This is a genomic window from Chitinimonas taiwanensis DSM 18899 (assembly GCF_900119825.1).
GTDB lineage: Bacteria > Pseudomonadota > Gammaproteobacteria > Burkholderiales > Chitinimonadaceae > Chitinimonas > Chitinimonas taiwanensis.
Genome location: NZ_FPKR01000004.1, coordinates 138,307 through 158,268, shown reverse-complemented (window position 1 = coordinate 158,268; position 19,962 = coordinate 138,307). Strand labels below are relative to the sequence as shown.

20 protein-coding genes are annotated in these 19,962 nt (G+C 64.7%); 8 read left to right on the top strand and 12 right to left on the bottom strand.

Going from position 1 to position 19,962, the window contains the following annotated elements; genetic code table 11:
* Positions 1-139: 139 nt before the first annotated feature.
* The 4 genes from BT173_RS06235 to moaC are packed head-to-tail and all read left to right on the top strand — an operon-like array spanning position 140 to position 2,622.
* Positions 140-1,351, top strand: a complete 1,212-nt coding sequence (locus tag BT173_RS06235) for a molybdopterin molybdotransferase MoeA (protein ID WP_072427773.1) — start codon at positions 140-142, stop codon at positions 1,349-1,351.
* Positions 1,352-1,355: 4 nt separating this feature from the next.
* Complete coding sequence (gene moaD, locus BT173_RS06230) at positions 1,356-1,613, top strand: molybdopterin converting factor subunit 1 (RefSeq protein ID WP_072427772.1); 258 nt, start codon at positions 1,356-1,358, stop codon at positions 1,611-1,613.
* Positions 1,614-2,126: a molybdopterin synthase catalytic subunit MoaE gene (gene moaE / locus BT173_RS06225; protein ID WP_217651411.1), complete on the top strand. Its 513-nt coding sequence runs from the start codon at positions 1,614-1,616 to the stop codon at positions 2,124-2,126.
* A gap of 13 nt (positions 2,127-2,139) precedes the next feature.
* The gene (gene moaC / locus BT173_RS06220) at positions 2,140-2,622 is read left to right on the top strand and encodes a cyclic pyranopterin monophosphate synthase MoaC (RefSeq protein WP_072427771.1); all 483 of its coding nucleotides are present in this window, start codon (positions 2,140-2,142) and stop codon (positions 2,620-2,622) included.
* A 69-nt stretch (positions 2,623-2,691) separates the two neighbouring features.
* On the opposite strand, the gene BT173_RS06215 is transcribed toward moaC, so the two are convergent.
* The 10 genes from BT173_RS06215 to BT173_RS06170 form a co-directional block, all read right to left on the bottom strand.
* Complete coding sequence (locus BT173_RS06215; protein WP_072427770.1) at positions 2,692-3,912, bottom strand: EAL domain-containing response regulator; 1,221 nt, start codon at positions 3,910-3,912, stop codon at positions 2,692-2,694.
* A gap of 73 nt (positions 3,913-3,985) precedes the next feature.
* Positions 3,986-5,164 carry a protein-glutamate methylesterase/protein-glutamine glutaminase gene (locus BT173_RS06210; protein WP_072427769.1) on the bottom strand — a complete coding sequence of 393 codons (1,179 nt, stop codon included), beginning with the start codon at positions 5,162-5,164 and terminating at the stop codon, positions 3,986-3,988.
* Positions 5,165-5,212: 48 nt separating this feature from the next.
* On the bottom strand, positions 5,213-5,722 hold the full coding sequence (locus tag BT173_RS06205) for a hypothetical protein (RefSeq protein WP_072427768.1): 510 nt from the start codon (positions 5,720-5,722) through the stop codon (positions 5,213-5,215).
* The gene (locus tag BT173_RS06200) at positions 5,719-6,561 is read right to left on the bottom strand and encodes a CheR family methyltransferase (protein WP_072427767.1); all 843 of its coding nucleotides are present in this window, start codon (positions 6,559-6,561) and stop codon (positions 5,719-5,721) included. Before BT173_RS06200 ends, BT173_RS06205 begins: the two co-directional genes overlap by 4 nt.
* A gap of 13 nt (positions 6,562-6,574) precedes the next feature.
* Positions 6,575-7,120 carry a chemotaxis protein CheW gene (locus BT173_RS06195; RefSeq protein ID WP_072427766.1) on the bottom strand — a complete coding sequence of 182 codons (546 nt, stop codon included), beginning with the start codon at positions 7,118-7,120 and terminating at the stop codon, positions 6,575-6,577.
* Positions 7,121-7,131: 11 nt separating this feature from the next.
* Positions 7,132-8,811 carry a methyl-accepting chemotaxis protein gene (locus BT173_RS06190; RefSeq protein WP_072427765.1) on the bottom strand — a complete coding sequence of 560 codons (1,680 nt, stop codon included), beginning with the start codon at positions 8,809-8,811 and terminating at the stop codon, positions 7,132-7,134.
* Positions 8,808-11,024, bottom strand: a complete 2,217-nt coding sequence (locus BT173_RS06185) for a chemotaxis protein CheA (protein WP_072427764.1) — start codon at positions 11,022-11,024, stop codon at positions 8,808-8,810. Before BT173_RS06185 ends, BT173_RS06190 begins: the two co-directional genes overlap by 4 nt.
* Positions 11,021-11,347, bottom strand: a complete 327-nt coding sequence (locus BT173_RS06180; RefSeq protein WP_072427763.1) for an STAS domain-containing protein — start codon at positions 11,345-11,347, stop codon at positions 11,021-11,023. Before BT173_RS06180 ends, BT173_RS06185 begins: the two co-directional genes overlap by 4 nt.
* An 11-nt stretch (positions 11,348-11,358) precedes the next feature.
* Positions 11,359-11,742: a response regulator gene (locus BT173_RS06175; RefSeq protein WP_072427762.1), complete on the bottom strand. Its 384-nt coding sequence runs from the start codon at positions 11,740-11,742 to the stop codon at positions 11,359-11,361.
* Between the two features lie 79 nt (positions 11,743-11,821).
* Complete coding sequence (locus BT173_RS06170) at positions 11,822-12,151, bottom strand: hypothetical protein (RefSeq protein ID WP_072427761.1); 330 nt, start codon at positions 12,149-12,151, stop codon at positions 11,822-11,824.
* 153 nt (positions 12,152-12,304) lie between these two features.
* Here BT173_RS06170 and ompR point away from each other — a divergent pair, with 153 nt between their 5' ends.
* From ompR to BT173_RS06155, 3 genes are all read left to right on the top strand, one after another.
* Positions 12,305-13,039 (top strand): osmolarity response regulator transcription factor OmpR, encoded by a 735-nt coding sequence (gene ompR / locus BT173_RS06165; RefSeq protein WP_139256063.1) that lies wholly within the window; start codon positions 12,305-12,307, stop codon positions 13,037-13,039.
* Between the two features lie 8 nt (positions 13,040-13,047).
* The gene (locus tag BT173_RS06160; RefSeq protein ID WP_072427759.1) at positions 13,048-14,364 is read left to right on the top strand and encodes an ATP-binding protein; all 1,317 of its coding nucleotides are present in this window, start codon (positions 13,048-13,050) and stop codon (positions 14,362-14,364) included.
* A 62-nt stretch (positions 14,365-14,426) separates the two neighbouring features.
* Positions 14,427-14,957 carry an SRPBCC family protein gene (locus BT173_RS06155; RefSeq protein WP_072427758.1) on the top strand — a complete coding sequence of 177 codons (531 nt, stop codon included), beginning with the start codon at positions 14,427-14,429 and terminating at the stop codon, positions 14,955-14,957.
* Between the two features lie 67 nt (positions 14,958-15,024).
* Here BT173_RS06155 and BT173_RS06150 read toward each other — a convergent pair whose 3' ends face one another.
* Both BT173_RS06150 and uvrA read right to left on the bottom strand, forming a co-directional pair.
* A complete protein-coding gene (locus BT173_RS06150; protein ID WP_072427757.1) occupies positions 15,025-15,405 on the bottom strand; it encodes a DUF8785 domain-containing protein in 381 nt (126 codons plus the stop codon).
* 43 nt (positions 15,406-15,448) lie between these two features.
* Positions 15,449-18,295, bottom strand: a complete 2,847-nt coding sequence (uvrA, locus tag BT173_RS06145; protein WP_072427756.1) for an excinuclease ABC subunit UvrA — start codon at positions 18,293-18,295, stop codon at positions 15,449-15,451.
* A 191-nt stretch (positions 18,296-18,486) separates the two neighbouring features.
* Here uvrA and BT173_RS06140 point away from each other — a divergent pair, with 191 nt between their 5' ends.
* The gene (locus tag BT173_RS06140; RefSeq protein WP_072427755.1) at positions 18,487-19,851 is read left to right on the top strand and encodes an MFS transporter; all 1,365 of its coding nucleotides are present in this window, start codon (positions 18,487-18,489) and stop codon (positions 19,849-19,851) included.
* The last annotated feature ends 111 nt before the right edge of the window (positions 19,852-19,962 follow it).

Here is a 19,962-nt window from a genome sequence, read left to right as displayed (position 1 = left end):
ATCGCAGCACGCGCGAACCATAACAAAATCAAGGCCTTTGCGCTACCCGCCGGCTGGCGTATTTCCGGCCCCGCCTGCCTTGGTGTAGGGTTCGTGCGAATCCCCAACCTGATCGCCCCTGCCCCACGACGAGCCGCCCATGTCCCTGCTGTCTTTCGATGCCGCCCGGCAAGCCTTGCTGGATGCCGCCCTGCCCACCACCAGCCAGGAAACCCTGTCGCTGCAAGCCTGCGATGGGCGCGTGCTGGCCCAGACGCTGCACGCACCGCTCGATGTGCCCGGCTTCGACAATAGTGCGATGGATGGTTATGCCCTGAACCTCTTGGACCTGACCGCGCCGCCGGCGCGCCTGCCGGTCGTGCAGCGGATTGCCGCGGGCGAGACCGGCAGCCCCTTGGCCGCCAATAGCGCCGCGCGCATCTTTACCGGCGCACCGGTGCCCCCGGGCTGCAATCTGGTGGTGGCGCAGGAAGATACCGAGGCGGGTGAGGGCTGGGTCAGCCTGCGCAGCGCGCTCAAGCCAGGCCAGCATATCCGCCGCCGCGGCGAGGACATCGCAATCGGCAGCAGCGTGCTGGACGCCGGCCAGCGGCTGGGACCACAGCATCTGGCCCTGGCTGCCTCGCTGGGCATTGCCGCCCTGCCGGTATACCGCCGCCTGCGCGTCGGCCTACTGTGCACGGGCGACGAGCTGACCGCGCCGGGCCAGCCCCTGCCCGCGGGTGGCATCTACAACTCCAATCAGTTCGCGATTGGTGCGCTGATCCAAAGGCTGGGTGGCGAGCTGATCGACTTCGGCCAGGTCGCCGATACACGCGCAGCCACCGAGGCCGCCTTGCAGCGCGCCGCGGAGGCCTGCGATGTGGTGATCAGCTGCGGCGGCGTCTCGGTGGGCGAGGAAGACCATGTGAAAGCCGCCGTCAGTGCGCTGGGCCGGCTCGATCTGTGGAAGATCGCCATCAAACCGGGCAAGCCGCTGGCCTTTGGCAAGTTGGGCGCAGCCGACTTCATCGGTCTGCCCGGCAATCCGGTCAGCGCCTTCCTGACCTTTCTGCTGCTGGCACGCCCCTTTCTGCTCAAGCGTCAGGGCGCAGCGCCGGAACAGGCCACCAGCATCACCCTGCCGGCCGCCTTTCACTGGCCGCGCGCCGACAAGCGGCGTGAATTCCTGCGCGCGCGCCTGCTCACGCAGGACGATGGCGGCCTGGCCGTGGCCCTGTACCCGAATCAAGGCTCGGCGGTGATGAGTGGCCTGGCCTGGGCCGATGGCTTGGTCGACCTGCCACCCGACACCGTGGTGCAGCCCGGCCAGCCAGTGCGCTATCTTTCCCTTGCCTCCCTTTTGGCCTGAACCCATGCAAATCACCGTGCTCTACTTCGCGCGCCTGCGTGAAACCTTTCAGACGCCTAGCGAAACGCTGGACCTGCCCACGGGCGTGCAAAGCGTGGCCGGTCTGATCGCCCACCTGGCCGCACGCGGCGGTGCCTGGTCCGAGGAGCTGGCTGGCGGCAAGGTTTTCCGGGTGGCGATCAATCAGGAACTGGTCGACTTCACCGCCCAGCTGCAGGCCGGCGCGGAAGTGGCGATCTTTCCACCGGTAACCGGAGGCTGAATGGACAAGCTGCCGCAAGCGCGTATCGCGATCTCGGTCCAGACCGAGGACTTCGACCTCGGCCACGAGGCCGATGTGCTGAGCGCGGGCGACCGCGGTATCGGTGCTATGGTCAGCTTTGTCGGCCTGGTGCGTGATCTGAACCTGGCCGAGGATGTGGTGGCGCTTGAGCTCGAACACTATCCGGGCATGACCGAGAAGGCGCTGCTCGGCATTGCCGAAGAAGCCGCCGTGCGCTGGCCGCTCAATGCGGTGCGTATTGTGCACCGGGTCGGCCGCCTGCATCCGGGCGAGCGCATCGTGCTGGTGCTGACTGCCAGCCCGCATCGGCACGCGGCCTACGAGGCGAATACCTTCATCATGGACTTCCTGAAAACCCGCGCGCCGTTCTGGAAAAAGGAATGGACGCCGGATGGGCCACGCTGGGTGGAGGCACGCGATAGCGACCTATCCGCCGCCGCGCGCTGGCATCAGGTCGTCAGCAAGCAATACGGCAATACCGACCACGATTAAGCGCGAGAAACGCATGAGCCAGCCCCTTACCCATTTCAACGCCGCCGGCCAGGCCCATATGGTCGACGTGGCCGCCAAGCCGAAAACCCATCGCCTGGCCATTGCGGCCGGTCGCATCCATATGCAGCCTGCCACCTTCGCCCTGCTGGCCGCGGGCGACGCCAAGAAGGGTGATGTGCTGGGCGTGGCACGCTTGGCCGGCATCATGGCCGCCAAGCGCACCGGCGAGCTGATTCCACTCTGCCATCCACTGCCGCTCACCCATGTCAGCGTGGACTTCAGCCTGGATGCCGCGACCTCCAGCGTGCTTTGCCAGGCCAGTACCGAGACGGTCGGCCGCACTGGCGTCGAGATGGAGGCGCTCAGCGCGGTCAGCGTTGCACTACTGACGATTTACGACATGCTCAAGGCGGTGGACAAGGGCATGTGCATTGATGGACTGCAGCTGATCGAGAAGCGCGGCGGCAAGTCTGGCCACTGGCAGCGTCAGCCCTGAACGGCAAGCACGTCGCGCAAAAAACAAAACCCGGCAGCACGCCGGGTTTTGTTTGACCACGTGCAGCGCTCAGCCCATGCTCGGCCGCGCCGGGCGTAAATGCTGGGTGCCCTGCTTGAGCCAGTTGGCCAGGCCATCGCCCTGGATCGGCTTGGACACATAGAAACCCTGCGCGACATCGCAGCCCAGCAGACGGATCAGCTGCCAGTCGGAGGGGTTCTCCACCCCCTCGGCCACCGTGGTCAGGTGCAGCTTCTTGCCCATCTCTATCGTGCTTTGCAGCATCACATGCAGATGGGGCTTTTCCGATGCGCCGTGCACGAGCGAGCGGTCTATCTTCAGCTCGGTAAATGGGATGCGCGACAGCTGCTGCATGGACGAGAAACCGGTGCCGAAGTCGTCAATGGACAGGCCAAAGCCCTTCAGACGCAGACGCGCCAGCGTGCCCAGTGACAGGGCCAGATCGGACATCACTGCGGTTTCGGTGATTTCCAGCACCAGGTATTTGGGCTCGATGCCGATACGGCTGGTGGCGGCTGCTACCCGGTCGGCCAGATCGGGCGTGGATAGCGAACGCGCAGACAGATTGACCGCCACACTAATAGTCAGCCCGCGCGCATGCCAGTCGCGCAGCTGCTTGAGCGCGGTTTCCAGCACCCAGTCGGTCAGCTCGTCGATCAGGCCGTTTTCCTCGGCAAAGGTGATGAAGTGCGCCGGCGCCATCAAGCCATGCTGTGGATGCTGCCAGCGCACCAGTGCCTCCACGCCACGCATGACGCCCGAGTGGGTGGTGACCTTGGGCTGGTATTGCAGCAAGAGCTGCTTATTGATGATGGCTTCGCGCAATTCCTGTGCGCTGAAGTGGTATTGCGCCTCGCTATTGCGCGCGCCCACCTGGCCCGGCTCGAACTTTGCCAACAGACCGGCCAGATTGTCGTAAGACAGCGGCTTCTGGGCGATGCCGAGCACGATCAGGCCATGCTCGCGCGCCATGGTTTCCACCGTGGACAGGATGGTGGTCTCGCGGCTCGACACCACGATCAGCGCATTCACCTGATGGCTTTCGGCGATATGGCGGATCAGCTCGACGCCGTCCATATCAGGCATTTCCAGGTCAGTAATCAGGATGTCGATATGCCCCGCGCCGCCCAACACCTCGAGCGCATGCCGGCCGTTCTCAGCTTCCAGCGTGCGCTTGATACCCAGATTGGCCAAGAGATCGAGCGCGTGCATGCGTTGCACCGCGCTGTCCTCCACCACCATGACGCTGAGTTCTGTATTCACAAACATGCTCACCCCAGCCAGTGCCAAACATCAACAAAAGATAATATAGCGAATAGACTGCCAAAACGCCGCCAGCCCATCACGGCGAGCGGCTGTTACTACGTTCTATCAGACCCGGTATGTCCTGCAGACTGGCCACCGTATCGGCCGCCCCGAGGCGTATCGCTTCCTTGGGCATGCCAAACACGATGCAACTGGCTTCATCCTGCGCAATGGTGGGCGCGCCGCTGTCGTGCATTTCCAACAGGCCGCGCGCACCGTCGTCGCCCATGCCAGTCATGATCACACCCAAGGCATTGCGCCCCGCGCATTTGGCGGCAGAGCGGAACAACACATCCACCGAGGGTCGATGTCGACTGACCAGCGGGCCATCCACCACTTCCACGTAGTAGTGACTGGGCGCGCGCTTGACCAGAAGATGCTTGCCGCCCGGTGCAATCAGGGCCCGGCCGCGCATCATGCGGTCATTATTCTCGGCTTCCTTTACTTCAATACGCGACAGGTTATGCAAGCGTTGCGCAAACGTCGCTGTAAATTTTTCCGGCATGTGCTGGACGATGGCCAGTGCCGGGCAGGCCACCGATAGCCTGGGCAGCAATTCCTCCAGTGCCTGCACCCCGCCCGTTGATATGCCCAGCACCACAATCCGCTCGGTGATCGCCAGGCTGCCATTGCCGCTGGGGGCGGCCAGAATGGCATCGGCACTGAGCTTAGGCGACTGTATCTTCTCGGCAACAAAGGACAGACCGCTCGCCGGTCGGGCCAGCGGCGGTGGGCTGGGCGCGCGGGCAGGCGCTGGCGCTGGCGCAGCCGCCGGATCAGGCCGGCTGGCCAGCGGGCGCAATAGGCGCAAGCGACCAGTAGCGGCATAGGCCGCACGTATCGCCACCAGCAAGTCGGCCGAGCTGTCCTGCAGGAAGTTGCGCACCCCGATCGAGGGCTTGGTGATGATGCCCAGGGCCCCCAGCGACAGCGCCTCCATGGTGATCTTGGCGCCCTTCTCGGTCAGGCTGGAACAGATCACCACCGGAGTCGGGCGCTCGGCCATCAGTTGGCGCAGAAAGGTCAGCCCGTCCATGCGTGGCATCTCGATATCGAGAATGATCACATCGGGCCACTGCAGCTTCATGCGTTCCTGGGCAAAGATCGGGTCGGCCGCCGCGCCGATCACCTTGATATCGGGCTCACGGCCAAGCTCCTCGGTCAGTACCTGGCGCACGACAGCGGAGTCATCAACGATCAGCACACTGATGGGCATGACACTTTCCGTTGCAAGTCCGATCGGACCGGGCGCCCGGCATGGGCGTCAGGATTTTGGTAGGGGCGGCAGCTCGTCCTGCTGCGGGCGAAAGCGCACCCAGACATCGCCGGTCGCCACATCGAACACGATATGCCGATGGCCATGGCCGGCCAGGTGTTCGCGACTGAGGCGAAAGCCATGTTGTGCGAGCCAGTGCTTGCCGAACTCGATATTGCGTTCGCCCACGGCCGGCAGCTTGCCCCCCTCGGCAATCAACATCTGCCCGCCGCCGAACATCTTGACCTGGTAATCAGCTGGCAGCGTGCCGGCGGCTTGAATATAGCGCATGGTCAGCTGGAAAGCCTCCTCGGCATAGCGCCCATCCAGGGGGCCATCGCCGCGCGGATGACCGTGCGGGCGCTGCGGCAGCAGGTAGTGGCACATGGCGCCGATCTGGCGCTGCGGGTGCCACCAGGTGATGGCGATGCAGGAGCCAAGCAGCGTGCGGATACGCGTGTCCCGGTCCCCGAAATAGACCTCGCCCGGCTGCAGGAAGATATCGATCTGGAAGCTCATTGCTTGCAGTAGATCGTCGGCAGGATGGGCAGCAGATTAGCCGGCTGGCCGATCAGCGACTCGGAATGGCCGACCACCAGCCAACCACCAGGTTTGAGACGCTGGGACACCGCATTCACGACACGACGCTTGGTCTCAGCATCGAAGTAGATGATCACATTGCGCAGGAAGATCGCATCGAACAGGCCGATTTCCGGCAGCGGCTCGATCAGATTGATCGGCTTGAAGCGCACCCGCTTGCGCAGGCCACTCTCCACCAGCAGGGTGCCCATATAGTCGCCAGTGCCACGCAGGCAAAAGCGCTTGAGCAGCTCGGGCGGAATATGGTGGCCGCGTTCCATCGGGTAGAGCCCACGCTGGGCCGAGGCCAGCACGCGGCTGGAGATATCCGAACCCAGCACTTCCCAGGCGGCCTGTTCGCCCAGGACATCGGCCAGCACCATGGCCAGGCTGTAGCACTCCTCGCCGCTTGCGCAGGCGGCGCTCCAGATGCGCACCGGCTGGCCATTGCGCGTGGGCAGCAGGCGGCTGCGCAGCGCGTCGAAATGCTTGGGTTCGCGAAAGAAATAGGTTTCGTTGGTAGTGATCAGATCAATGGCGATCTGCCGCTCCTGCGCATCGCCGCCTTCGGCGATCCGGCGGAAATACGCGCCATAGCTGTCGAGCTGGCAGTCGCGCAGGCGCTTGGCCAGGCGGCCGGCCAGCATGGCCTTCTTGATCGGCGCCAGGTGGATGCCAGTCAGCCGCTCGATGAACTGCTGGTAGTCACGAAACTCCGCATCGCTCATCGCCACCAGGCCAAAGCCGGGCGGCAAGGACAGCAGTTCGCTGGGCGGCATGGCGGACACCGTGTCAGCGCTCCGTCTCGGCATCCAGCAAGCTGTCCACCCCGGCCAGCTCGGCCATTTCGCTGATGGACAGCACATGCTCCAGTGCCAGCACGATCACGAAGCGCCCATCCAGCTTGCCCATGCCGCGGATGAATTCGGCGCGCAGCTGGGCGCCGAAGGCCGGTGCCGGCTCGATGTCGTCGGGGCGCAGCTCGAGCACCTCATCCACCGCATCCACAATCACACCCAGGTCATGCCAGCCATCCGCATATTCGACCTCGACGATCACGATGCAGCTGCGCCGACCGATCTCGGTGGCCGGGCGGCCAAAGCGCACCGCCAGGTCGATGACTGGCACCACGGCGCCGCGCAGATTGATCACCCCGCGCAGAAAGCGCGGCATCAGCGGCACCTCGGTCAGCCCGCCATATTCGATGATCTCCTTGATATGCAGGATCTCCAGCGCATACACCTCGGCGCCGAGGCGAAAGGTCAGGTACTGCGGCTGCTCTATCGGTTCGACCTGCGGTGCGCTGCCGCGGCGCAGGGGCATCAGGGACTGGCTCATGGCGGCTCTCGTCAGAAGCGGACAAACTGGGTTTCATCGACCGGGCGAGCCGGCTGGCTCAGGGCGGTCGGCGTGGGCAACAGCGGGCGCGGGGCCTCCGTGGCGGGCGGCTTGCCTGGCGACGGCTTGGCAATCGGCTCAGCCGGACGGCTAGTCGATGCGACGGGCTTGGCGACCCCGCCCAACTGCAGGCTCGCCAACAACGCCTGCAGGCGTCGGGCATTGCTGTGCAGCTCTTCGGCCGAGGCCGACAGTTCTTCCGCCGAGGCCGCATTCGACTGGGTGGCTTGCCCGAGCTGCACGATGGCGGTATTCACCTGCACGATGCCTATGCTCTGCTCATTGCCGGCGGCGCTGATCTCGCCCACCAGCTCGGCGGTGCGGCGGATTTCCGGCAGCACACCATCGAGCAGCGTGCCGGCCTGTGCCGCCAGCGCATCCGATTCGGCAGCCAGGGTGCCGATCTCCGCCGCCGCGGCCTGGCTGCGCTCGGCCAGCTTGCGTACTTCCTGGGCAACCACGGCGAAGCCCTTGCCATGCTGGCCGGCCCGCGCAGCCTCGATGGCCGCATTCAGGGCCAAGAGATTGGTCTGGTAGGCAATCTCGTCGATCACGCCGATCTTGCGCGCGATCTGGCGCATGGCCTGGATGGATGCCACCACCGCCTGACCGCTCTCACTCGCCCCCTCGGCCGCCCGGCCGGCCAACGCGTCGGTTTCCTGCGCATGCTGAGCGCTGTGCGCCACGGCAGCACTGATCTGCTCAAGCGATGCTCCCGTCTGTTCAATACCGGAAGCCTGCTCGCTGGCTGTGTGCGCCAGTGCCATGGCAGCTGACTCCACCTGCGCGGAGATACGCACATTCGCTTCCGCTGCATCGCGCACTTCACTCAAGATGCGCGCCAACTGGCTCTGCATGCCGGCCAATGCGGCCATCAGACTGCGCTCAGCGCCAGGTTGGATCTGTACCGCGCTGCTGAGGTCCCCCTCAGCGACCCGGCGGGCAATGCGGAGCGCATCTTCCGGCTCCCCGCCCAGCAATCGGGTGATGTATCGCGCCACGAAGAAGCCGAGCAGCACCGCCAGTGCAAAGCCCAGCAACACCAATCCGCCACTATTACGCGCCACCACCAGCGCGAGCTGATGGCTTTCCTCCATACGCTGACGCGCGGTATTCAAGTTCACCGTCGCATTGCGTTCCAGGGCGCTTGCCAGCGGGCTGAAAGCCTCATCCAGGCGTCCGCGCGAGAGGGCGACCGCTTGCTCGGTTTCACCCAATTGCACGAGGCGCAACACATCCTGACTCACCGCAAGATAGGCCGGCCAAGCGGCCAGAATCTGTGCACGCAGCGGCACCTCCTCGGCCACCATGCTGGTGCGCAGATAGCGTTGCAGGCTCTCGTCCACCTTGGCCCGTGCGGCCTGTAAATGTCCAAATGCCAGGCTACGCTTGCTTTCGTCTGGCGCGAGCATCACATCGCGCAAAGCCAGGCGGTGCTGCAGCGCCCCGATCTGTGCCTGAGTGAGCGCCCCGGCACCTTCCAAGTAATTGCTACGCACGGACTCGAAACGCAGCTCGACCTGGCGCATACCCTGCACGGCACTTTGTCCCACCACCAGCAACAGCAGTGCCATCAGCCCGAAAGCCAGTAGGAGCTTCTTGAAAAGGGATAGACGTATCAGCCATTTCATCGGGTGTTTTCCTCGCGCAGGCTCAGACGTTTGGCCTCTTGCTGACTGGAGACGGCCAGACGGCGCTGCTCATCGATGGCGGCGCGCTGGATCAGATCAGGCACATCGAGGATCAGCGCCACCGCGCCACTGCCCAAGATGGTGGAACCGGCCAAGCCCTTCACGCCGCGGAACAGCTGGCCGAGCGGCTTGATCACCGCCTGCAACTCCCCTTCCAGACGGTCGACCACCAGGCCGGCGCGGTGGCTGCCGTATTGCACCACCACCACGGCCTGGCGCTGCGGGGCGATCCCGCCCACTTCGAACAACTGGCGCAGATTGAGGAAAGGCAGTACCTCACCACGCAGATTCAGGTAGTGACGGTTGGCTGCCACAGTGTCGGCCGGCAGGTCCAGGCATTCCAGCACCATATCGAGCGGAATCACGAAGGTGCTCTTGCCGAGCGCGACCTGGAAGCCATCGATGATGGCCAGGGTCAGTGGCATGCGCAGGCGCACCACCGTGCCTTCGCCGGGCATGGACTCGATCTCAATATTGCCCTTCATGGCCTCGATATTGCGTTTGACCACATCCATGCCCACCCCGCGCCCGGATAGGCTGGTCACGTTGTCGGCAGTGGAAAAGCCCGGCTCGAACACCATCTGCAATAGCGCCTGGTCGCCGATCACTTCGTCGGCACCAAGCAGGCCGCGCTCGATGGCGCGCACACGGATGCGCTCGCGTTGCATGCCGCCACCATCGTCGCCCACCTCGATCACTACACTGCCCGACTCATGGTAGGCATTCAGCCAGACCGTGCCGTAATCGGCCTTGCCGCGCTGGCGGCGCAGCTCGCTCGACTCGATACCGTGGTCAATCGCATTGCGCACCAGGTGCAGCAGCGGGTCGCCGAGCTTATCGACCATGGACTTGTCGAGCTCGGTGTCCTCGCCGGCCAGCTCGAGCTGGATATCCTTGCCCAGTTCACGCGCCGCATCACGCACCACGCGCGGGAAACGGCTGAAGATGTCGCCGACCGGCACCATGCGCAGGCTGAGCGCCTCGTCACGGATACGCTCGACCAGCTCGGACAAGGAAGACAACGACTCGAGCAGGGTAGCATTGCCGATCTGCTTGGCGAACAACTGGGAGGCCGCGCCGGCAATCACCAGCTCGCCGACCAGATCGATCAGCCCATCCAGACGTGCCGCATCAACGCGCACCGCGCGGTGCTCGCGCGTCTTGTGCGCGACCTGCTCGCGCTGCTTGTCCAGCGCCGCTTCCACGGCCTGCGGCGGTGCCAGCCGCTCTTCCACCAGCAACTCGCCCAGTTGGCGATGCTCGCCCGCCTCGGCCTGCTCGCGCTGTATGCCTAGCACCTCGTCCAGCTCCAGCGGGGTCAGCGCCCCGCCGCGCACCAAGATCTCACCCAGGCGCGACGCCCCTTCGGGCATCTCCTTGATCAGGCGTACATAGTCGGCGATGTGCGCATGCGGCGGCAGGATGCGCACATTGCTGTCATCGCGGATGAAGTCGAACACATTCTCGATGGCCAGCTTGTCCACATGGGCGGCGGCGGCAAACTGGATTTCCAGGCCCAGATAGCAGCTCTCCGCATCCATCTGATCGGGCTCGGGCAGCGCGTCGTACAGCGTGGTGATATAGACGATGCGCCCGAGTGAGCCGAGGTAGCGCACAAAGGAAATCGGGTCCATGCCATTGCGCAGCACGTCCGGGCCAAAGCGCAGCGAGATATGCCAGTAATCGGACGCCACGCCGTGCTCGCCGCTCCCCTGGCGCTCAACCTGGGCCTCGGGCCGCCTGGCCGGCGGCAGCGCGCTGCTATCGGCCGGCTGGTTCAGATAGGCATCCAGCTGTGCCTCCAGCGCTGCCGAATACGGCATCGCGCGCTTATCGTGCACGGCGGCCAGCATGGCCGACATATGGTCGCGGCAGGCAAACAGCAGTTCGATCAGATCGGCAGTCAGCGCGAGTTCGTTCTCGCGCAGGCGGTCGAGCAGGCTTTCGCAACGGTGGGTGAAGGCGACCATCTCGCCCAGGTCGAACAACCCGGCCGAGCCCTTGATGGTATGCGCCGCGCGGAACATGGCGTTCAGATGCTCGGCTCGCTGGGTACCAGACGAGGTCTCGACGGCGAGCAGGGCCGCCTCCATGGCCGCCAGCAGCTCCTCGCTTTCCTCATAGAAAACCTGCTTGGCGGCCTCGAGATTCATGCCTCATCCCCACTGGCCAGCACGACCGGATCGCCGAACACCCCGGCCAGGTTATAGAGGTCGAGCACCGCCAGCACCGCCTTGGAATGGCCGAGAAAGCGCAAGGGCTTGTCCAGCCGCCCCGCCTCGCGCTTGAGCAGCAACAGTATCTGCATACCGGCGGTATCGAATTCGCTCACCCCGGCCAGATCGATATCGAGCTCGCGGGCCAGGTTCAGCTCGTCCAACAGGCGCTGCTTGCTCTGGCGCGCCTCGTAAATGGTCAGCGGGCCATCCAGGTGCAGCGCGCAGCGATCATGGTGGTAGGCGGACGAGATCGGCATCGCGGCGGCGCTCAGGGCAGGATCAGCTTGGACACCGCGCGCAACATCTGCTCGGGCTGGAAGGGCTTGACCACCCAGGCCTTGGCGCCGGCCATCTGCCCCTCGATCTTCTTGTCCTCCTGCGCTTCGGTGGTCAGCATGATGATGGGCACGAAGCGGTAGTCATTCAGCTGCTTGACCGCGCGCACAAAGGCGATGCCGTCCATATTCGGCATGTTCACATCGGAAATGATCAGGTGGATGCGCCGGCCGTCCAGCCGGGCCAGGCCCTCGAAGCCATCGGCCGCCTCGATCACCGCATAGCCGGCCTCGACCAGGGCCAGGTGCACGACCTGACGCAGACTGGCGGAGTCATCAACGATGAGGATGGTTTTCTTGCTGTCAGCAACGGCCATGGAGCGGGTCTTCTCTCGATGATTCGTTGCATTGTAGTGCAGGCGGGCTAGCGCCTGCCAAACGGTATTGACGGCGCGTTCAGTCGCTTTCCGGCAGGCTGGGTGGGGCCGCATCGGGTAAGGGACGCGGGCGGCGGCCGTCGCGGTGCAGCAAATGTGGATGCTGACGCCACATCTCCAGACGTTCGCGGCGCTTCTCCAGCCGTTCGCGCAAGCGCTCGGCCTCGTGCGGGGTCAGGTCGCCGCGCTCAAGTGCCTCACGGATGCGTGCTTCGCGGTGCTGAAAGCGCAGCTCCATGCGCTCCGCCTTGTGCAGCGCAGGCGGCAGCGGCGCAGGCGGCTCGGCGGGCGCGGCCAGCACGGCGGGCAGGGCAAGCAGCAGGGCAAGGCGTACAGGCAGGCGGAACATGGTGGTGGGGCGAGGACAGATGGCTCAAGCATACGCGGCCCGGCGGGGCGCTTCGCGGCGCAATTGTAAACGGGCTTGCCCAGGCGCTACGCTGGCAATGCTTTTTTACAACTGTGACTGCCCGGCCCACAGCCAGCCGCTACACTGCCGATCATGACCTCTAGCCCCCAGCCCAGCAAGAAGATCCTGCTCATCGACGATGACCCGCGCCTGCGCGAACTGGTGCAGCGCTATCTGAACGAACAGGGCTTTTCCGTCGACGCCTTCGAAGATGCCAGCAAACTGGAAGCGCGCCTGCAGCGCAACCGCCCGGCCCTGGTGTTGCTCGACCTGATGATGCCGGGCGAGGATGGCCTGGCCGTGTGCCGGCGCCTGCGCGCTATGGGTGACAATATCCCCATCATCATGCTGACCGCGCGCGGTGACGATATCGACCGCATCATCGGCCTGGAGATGGGTGCGGACGACTATCTGCCCAAGCCCTTCAATCCGCGCGAGCTGCTGGCACGCATCAATGCCGTACTGCGCCGCCAGAAGGAGCCGTCGGCCCTGGCCGCGCCGCTGACCGAGGGCGAGCATTTCGAGTTTGGCGGCTTCCGCCTGGAAATCAGCAATCGCAAGCTGCTGCGCGGCGAGGAGCCGATTCCACTTACCAATGCCGAATTCGCCCTGCTGCGCGTATTCGCCAGCCACCCACGCCAGCCGCTCAGCCGTGAGCGCCTGATGGAGCTGGCGCGCGGACGTGAACACGAGGCTTTCGACCGCAGCATCGATGTGCAGGTCTCGCGCCTGCGCAAGCTGATCGAGGACAACTCGGCCGAGCCGCGCTATCTGCAAACCGTTTGGGGCTTTGGCTATGTGTTTGTGCCGGATGGCGGCGAACGCTGATCGCCGCCATGCGCCTGCCCCCGCTCTTTCCACGCACCATCTTCTGGCGCCTGACCTGGCTGACCGCGCTGGCCCTGATCGCCAGCCTGGCTTTCGTGGTGGCACTGTCCGGCTATAACCGCCAGCAGATGGTGGCGCGCCAGACCAGCGAGCAGATCGGCGAAATGCTGGCCGATCTGGAAGACCAGCTGGATGGCATGAGCGCCAGCGAGCAGGCGGAATGGATCGCCCTCACCCATAGGCCGTATGCGCCACATCTGGTAGCGCTGAACAGCACGGATGCCCCACCGGCCAAGGCGCCGCGCAGCCCGCAGACGCGCGCGATCGCCGCCGCGCTGCAGCAGCAGCTCGCTGGCGTGGGCGAGGTGCGCGAAACCCGCCAGCCCAAGAAGCAGCTGTGGGTGCGCGTGAATATGCTTGGCCAGCCCTACTGGCTGGTGATTCCCCTCGGGCGTTTCCAATCCGACCCGACTTGGACGCTGGCCGCCGCCGCCGCGGTCTTCGCGCTACTGGCGCTGAGCGTGGCCGGCCTGTTCGCCTGGCGGCTGAATCGCCCGCTGCGCGAATTGGGCGTGGCCGCCGCACGACTCGGACGCGGCGAGCGCCCCGAACCGCTGCCGGAAACCGGCCCGCGCGAAGTCGCGCAGCTCTCGGCCAGCTTCAACCGCATGCTGGCCGATCTGGATGCCACCGAGCGCGAGCGCGCGGTGATGCTGGCTGGCATCTCGCACGATCTGCGCACACCGCTGGCCCGCCTCAAGCTTGGGGTGGAAATGATGCAGGACATGAGCCTGCAGGATGGCATGCGCGAGGATGTGGAGGACATCGAGCGCATCCTCGGCCAGTTCATCGACTTTGCGCGCGGCCTGGGCGAGGAGGCGCTGCAGACCGTGGACCCGGCCGAGTTGGCGCGCAGCGTGCTGGCCCGCTTCGCGCGCACTGGGGTGGAGATCGAGCTGCATCTGGACGACGAGCTGCCGCTGGCCAGCCTGCGCCCGCTGGCGCTGACCCGCGCGCTGGTCAATCTGCTCGACAATGCGTGCCGCTATGGTGCCGCGCCGCTCAGCCTGAGCGTGCAGCAACACGCACAGCAGCTGGTCTTCCAGGTCTGCGATAGCGGCAGCGGCATCCCGCCCGCCCAGCTGGGCGATGCGCTGAAACCCTTTCACCGTCTGGATAGCGCGCGGCGCGCCGATGGCGGCAGCGGCCTGGGGCTGGCCATCGTCGAGCGCATCGCGCGCCTGCATGGCGGCATGCTGCAGCTGAGCAATCGGCGCGAGGGTGGCCTGTGCGCCGCGCTACGCCTGCCGCTGGCACGGGGCTGATACGCAAGCCGCCGCCCGCTGCACTATATTGGCCTGCATACCCCTTCTCCGGAGTGCTTGCGATGCAGCGTATCAAGCAAATCGTGCTGGGCCTCGTGGGCCTCATCGCCCTGATCGTGGTGGTCGGTTTCTTTCTACCCAGCGAATTCGCCATTGCGCGCAGCACGGTGATCAACGCCCCGCCCGAACGCATCTTTGCCCAGCTGGACGACCCGCGTGCCTGGAAGCACTGGACGGTGTGGAACCAGCGCGATCCGCAGATGCAGCTCAGCTATAGCGGCCCAGCGCGCGGCCTGAACGCGGGCTGGCAGTGGCGGAGCGCCAGCGAGGGCAATGGCGAGATGGTATTCACCGCCATCGATCCGAACCGCCAGCTCGATTACACGCTGAGCTTCCCCGACATGGGCATGCGCTCAAGCGGCGTGTTGCGCCTGGAAGCCAGCGGCAGCGGCACCCGGCTGACCTGGACCAATGCCGGCGATATGGGCATGAACCCGATCAATCGTTACTTCGGCCTGTTCATGGACCAGTTGGTCGGACCGGACTTCGAGGCCGGTCTGGCCAATCTGAAGCGGCGCGTGGAGCAAGGCTAGCCGCGCAGTAGGAGCAAAGCAAAACGGTGCCACAGGGGTACCGCTTTCTTTTCCGTCATCGATGTGGCTACTCGACACTCTGCACGCCGGTCACGTAATACATGGTTTCGCCAAAGCAGCTAGTGGGCACGCCCACGTGCTGGTCGTACTTGAGCGAGACCTTCTTGCCCAGCGTGGCATTGATCTGCTCGACCACCTTGTCATCGTGCACGGTGAAGAGGAATTTCTCCGACAGGGTGCCGGGGATATTGATCATGGCCAGCTCACCTTCCCAGGTCTTGCACAGCCAGCCCTTCTTGGACAGCTTCTGCACATAGCCGGCCCGCTCGCCCTCGGCATAGTTCCAGTTCAGCACCACCCACAGATAGGCGGCGCACAGCACCACGATCAGCATCAGGAAGCCGAGCACCCAACGGCCCCAGCGGATATTGGCAAACGGGTTCTGCATGGTTTTCCTCTCGCTTGTTATGGCTTGATTGTCTTGTGGCTCTTTAGGCGCCAGCCAGCAACTTTTTCAGATAATGCCCGGTGTGGCTCTTGGGGTTGGCGGCGATATCTTCCGGCGTACCGCTGGCCAGAATCTGTCCGCCACCGGCACCACCCTCCGGCCCCAGGTCCACGCACCAGTCGGCGGTCTTGATCACGTCCAGATTGTGCTCGATCACCACCACGCTATTGCCGTGCTCGCGCAGGCGGTGCAGCACCTTCAGCAACAGGTCGATATCGTGGAAATGCAGGCCGGTGGTCGGCTCGTCGAGGATATACAGCGTGCGGCCGGTATCGCGCTTGGACAGTTCCAGCGCCAGCTTCACGCGCTGCGCCTCGCCACCGCTCAGGGTGGTGGCACTCTGGCCAAGGCGGATATAGCTGAGGCCGACATCCATCAGTGTCTGCAGCTTGCGGGCGATTGAGGGCACGGCGTCAAAGAACTCGCGCGCATGCTCGACCGTCATCTCCAGTACCTCGGTGATGTTCTTGCCCTTGTACTGCACTTCCAGCGTCTCGCGGTTATAACGCTTGCCGTGGCAGACATCGCAGGGCACATACACATCGGGCAGGAAGTGCATCTCGACCTTGATCACGCCATCGCCCTGACAGGCTTCGCAGCGGCCGCCCTTCACATTGAAGGAGAAGCGCCCCGGCCCGTAGCCGCGTTCGCGCGCGGTGGGCACGCCCGCATACAGATCGCGGATTGGTGTGAACAAACCGGTATAGGTGGCCGGGTTCGAACGTGGCGTGCGGCCAATCGGCGACTGGTCGACATTGATCACCTTGTCGAACTGCTCAAGGCCGACGATCTCGTCGTGCGGCGCCGGTTCAGTATTGCTGCCATAGATGCTGCGCGCGGCGGCCGCGTACAGCGTGTCATTGATCAGGGTGGACTTGCCCGAGCCGGAAACGCCGGTAATGCACACCAAAAGACCAAGCGGCAGAGCCAGATTCACGCCCTTCAGATTATTGCCGCGCGCGCCCTTCAGCAGCAGCCAGCGATCAGGATCGGGCTGGCGGCGCACGCTGGGCACTTCGATCTTGCGCTGGCCGGACAGGAACTGGCCGGTAACCGAGGCCGGATTGGCCATCACCTCGCCCGGCGTGCCCAGCGCCAACACCTGGCCACCGTGCTCGCCCGCACCGGGCCCCATATCCACCACGAAGTCGGCCGCGCGGATCGCATCCTCATCGTGCTCGACCACGATCACGCTATTGCCGAGGTCGCGCAGATGCATGAGCGTGCCCAGGAGGCGGTCGTTATCGCGCTGGTGCAGGCCGATGCTCGGCTCATCCAGCACATACATGACGCCAGTCAGGCCCGAGCCGATCTGGCTGGCCAGACGGATACGCTGCGCCTCGCCACCGCTGAGCGTATCGGCCGAACGATCGAGGCTCAGGTAGTCGAGGCCGACATTGACCAGGAAGCCGAGACGGTCGCTGACCTCCTTGACGATCTTCTCAGCAATCTGCGCTTTATTGCCCTGCAGGCTCAGCTCGGCGAAGAACTTGCTCGAATCGCGCAGCGCGAGCTGACTCACGTCGTAGATATTCTTGGCGCCAATCAGCACATGACGCGCTTCCAGGCGCAGGCGTGCACCCTGACAGCTGGGGCAGGGCTGGTTGTTCAGGTATTTGGCCAGCTCCTCGCGCACCGCGGTCGAATCGGTTTCGCGGTAGCGGCGTTCGAGGTTCTGGATGATGCCCTCGAAGGGATGGATGCGCTCGAACTTGGTGCCGCGCTCGTTCAGGTAGATGAAGGCGATTTCTTCCTTGCCCGAACCGTGCAGCACCACCTCGCGCACTTCCTCGGTCAGCTCGTCGAAGGGCGTATCCACGCTGAAGCCGTAATGCTCGGCCAGGCTAACCAGCATCTGGAAGTAGAACTGGTTGCGCTTATCCCAGCCCTTGATGGCCCCGGCCGCCAGGCTCAGATGCGGGAAGGCGACCACGCGCTTCTCGTCGAAGAACTGGATGGCACCCAGGCCATCGCACTTCGGGCAGGCGCCCATCGGGTTATTGAAGGAGAACAGGCGCGGCTCGAGCTCGGGCAGCGAATAGCTACACACCGGGCAGGCAAACTTGGCCGAGAACCAGTGCTCCTTGCCGCCATCCATCTCCACCGCAATCGCGCGGCCATCGGCATGGCGCAAGGCGGTCTCAAAGCTTTCCGCCAGGCGCTGCTGCAGGTCGGCGCGCACCTTCAGGCGGTCAACCACCACTTCAATCGTGTGCTTCTTGTTCTTGTCCAGCTTCGGGATCGCGTCGATCTCGAACACCTCGCCATCCACGCGCACGCGCACGAAGCCCTGCGCGCGCAGCTCATCGAACAGATCCAGGTTTTCGCCCTTTTTGCCCATGATGACCGGCGCCAACACCATCAATTTGGTGTCCTCGGGCAAGGCCAGCACATGGTCGACCATCTGGCTGACCGTCTGCGACTCCAGCGGCTGCTGGTGATCGGGGCAGTACGGTGTGCCCACGCGCGCGTACAAAAGGCGCAGATAGTCGTGAATCTCGGTCACCGTGCCCACGGTGGAGCGCGGATTGTGGCTGGTCGCCTTCTGCTCGATCGAGATGGCCGGCGACAACCCTTCGATCAGGTCCACATCCGGCTTTTCCATCAGCTGCAGGAACTGGCGCGCATAGGCCGACAGGCTCTCCACATAGCGACGCTGCCCCTCCGCATACAGGGTATCGAAGGCCAGTGAGGACTTGCCCGAACCGGACAGGCCGGTGATCACGATCAGCTGATGACGCGGCAGATCGAGGCTGACGTTCTTCAGATTGTGCGTGCGGGCACCGCGGATGCGGATCAGATTATTCGGATCTATGGGGCGATAGCTCATGGCCGGCTCGGAGTGGCTGAAAAGCAATCGGCGAGTTTACCGGAGTTGGCGCCAAAGAGCGTGGCTAGCCTGCGTCTGTTGTACTGCTCATCCATGCCCCTCGCCGGCCTCGCCGCGACCAGATAAGCGCCGGGCCCGCCTCGGCTTTTGCTAGAATCGCGCCTTTCGCTGTTGCCGCATCGCTATCGCCCATGTCCCCGTTCGAACTCCGCGCTTCTGCTGGCCTTGCCGGCCTGTACGCCTTGCGCATGCTGGGCATGTTCCTGGTGCTGCCGGTGTTCGCCCTGTATGCCAGCCAACTGCCCGGCGGCGATAACCACGCGCTGGTCGGCATGGCGCTGGGCGCCTATGGGCTGACCCAGGCCCTGCTGCAGTTGCCGCTGGGCATGCTGTCCGACCACATCGGCCGCAAGCCGGTCATCTATGCCGGCCTCGCCCTCCTGGCCGTCGGTAGCGTGGTGGCCGCCTGCGCGCAGGATCTGCTCTGGATCACCATCGGTCGCGCCATGCAGGGTGCGGGCGCGATCTCCGCCGCCATCACCGCCCTGTTGGCCGATCTGACCCGCGAAGAAAACCGCACCAAGGCGATGGCCATGGTGGGTGGCTCCATCGGCCTGACCTTCGCCGTCTCACTGGTGGCGGCCCCGGCACTGGCTGCCAGCATCGGCCTATCCGGCATCTTCTGGCTGACCGCCGCGTTGGCCGTGGCCGCCATATTCGGTGTCTGGCAGATCATTCCCGACCCGTCGCGCAGCCGCTTCCACTCCGACGCCGAGGCCAATCCCAAGCGCCTGGGCGCGGTACTGCGCGATCCGCAATTGCTGCGCCTCAACTACGGCGTGTTCGCCCTGCATGCGGCGCAGATGGCGCTATTCGTGACCCTGCCGCTGGCGCTGGTGAACAGCGCGGGTCTCGCTTCCGGCGAGCATTGGAAAGTCTATCTGCCGGTGATGGCCATCGGCTTTGTGCTGATGGTGCCGGCCGTGATCGTGGCCGAGACCCGCAACAAGCTCAAACCGGTGTTCATCGGCGCGGTGGCACTGATGCTGCTGGCCCAGCTAGGCATGGCGGCCCAGTTCGATACCCTGACGCGCATCCTGGTCTGGCTGGGCGTGTATTTCATCGCCTTCAATATCCTGGAAGCGACCCAGCCCAGCCTGATCAGCAAGATCGCCCCGGCCGATGCCAAGGGCACGGCAATGGGCGTCTATAACACCACCCAGTCGCTCGGTTTCTTTGTCGGCTCGGTGGCGGGCGGCTGGCTGTACCACCAGGGCGGCGTGCTGCCGGTGCACCTGTTCTGCGCGGCGCTGATCGGCCTGTGGCTGCTGGTCACCCTTGGTTTGCGCCCACCGCTGCCGGTACGGACGATGATGTACCATATCGACGATATGTCGACTGAAGCCGCTGCCGATCTGGCCCGCCGGCTCAGCCTGCTGCCCGGCGTGAAGGAGGCGGTGGTCATCGCCGCCGAAGGCGTGGCCTACCTGAAGGTGCTGCGCGAGGGCTGGGACGAGGCCGGTGCACAGGCACTGCTGGCCGAGCAAGCCGCGTAACGGTATCAAGGCAGTCAGCTGAACGCGCTTCCCTGCGGCAGCGATGGCCTGCAGCAGCATCAACCCTTATCAAGGCCGGCTAGCGCCAGGCCTTAGCCGATGGGGAACGGC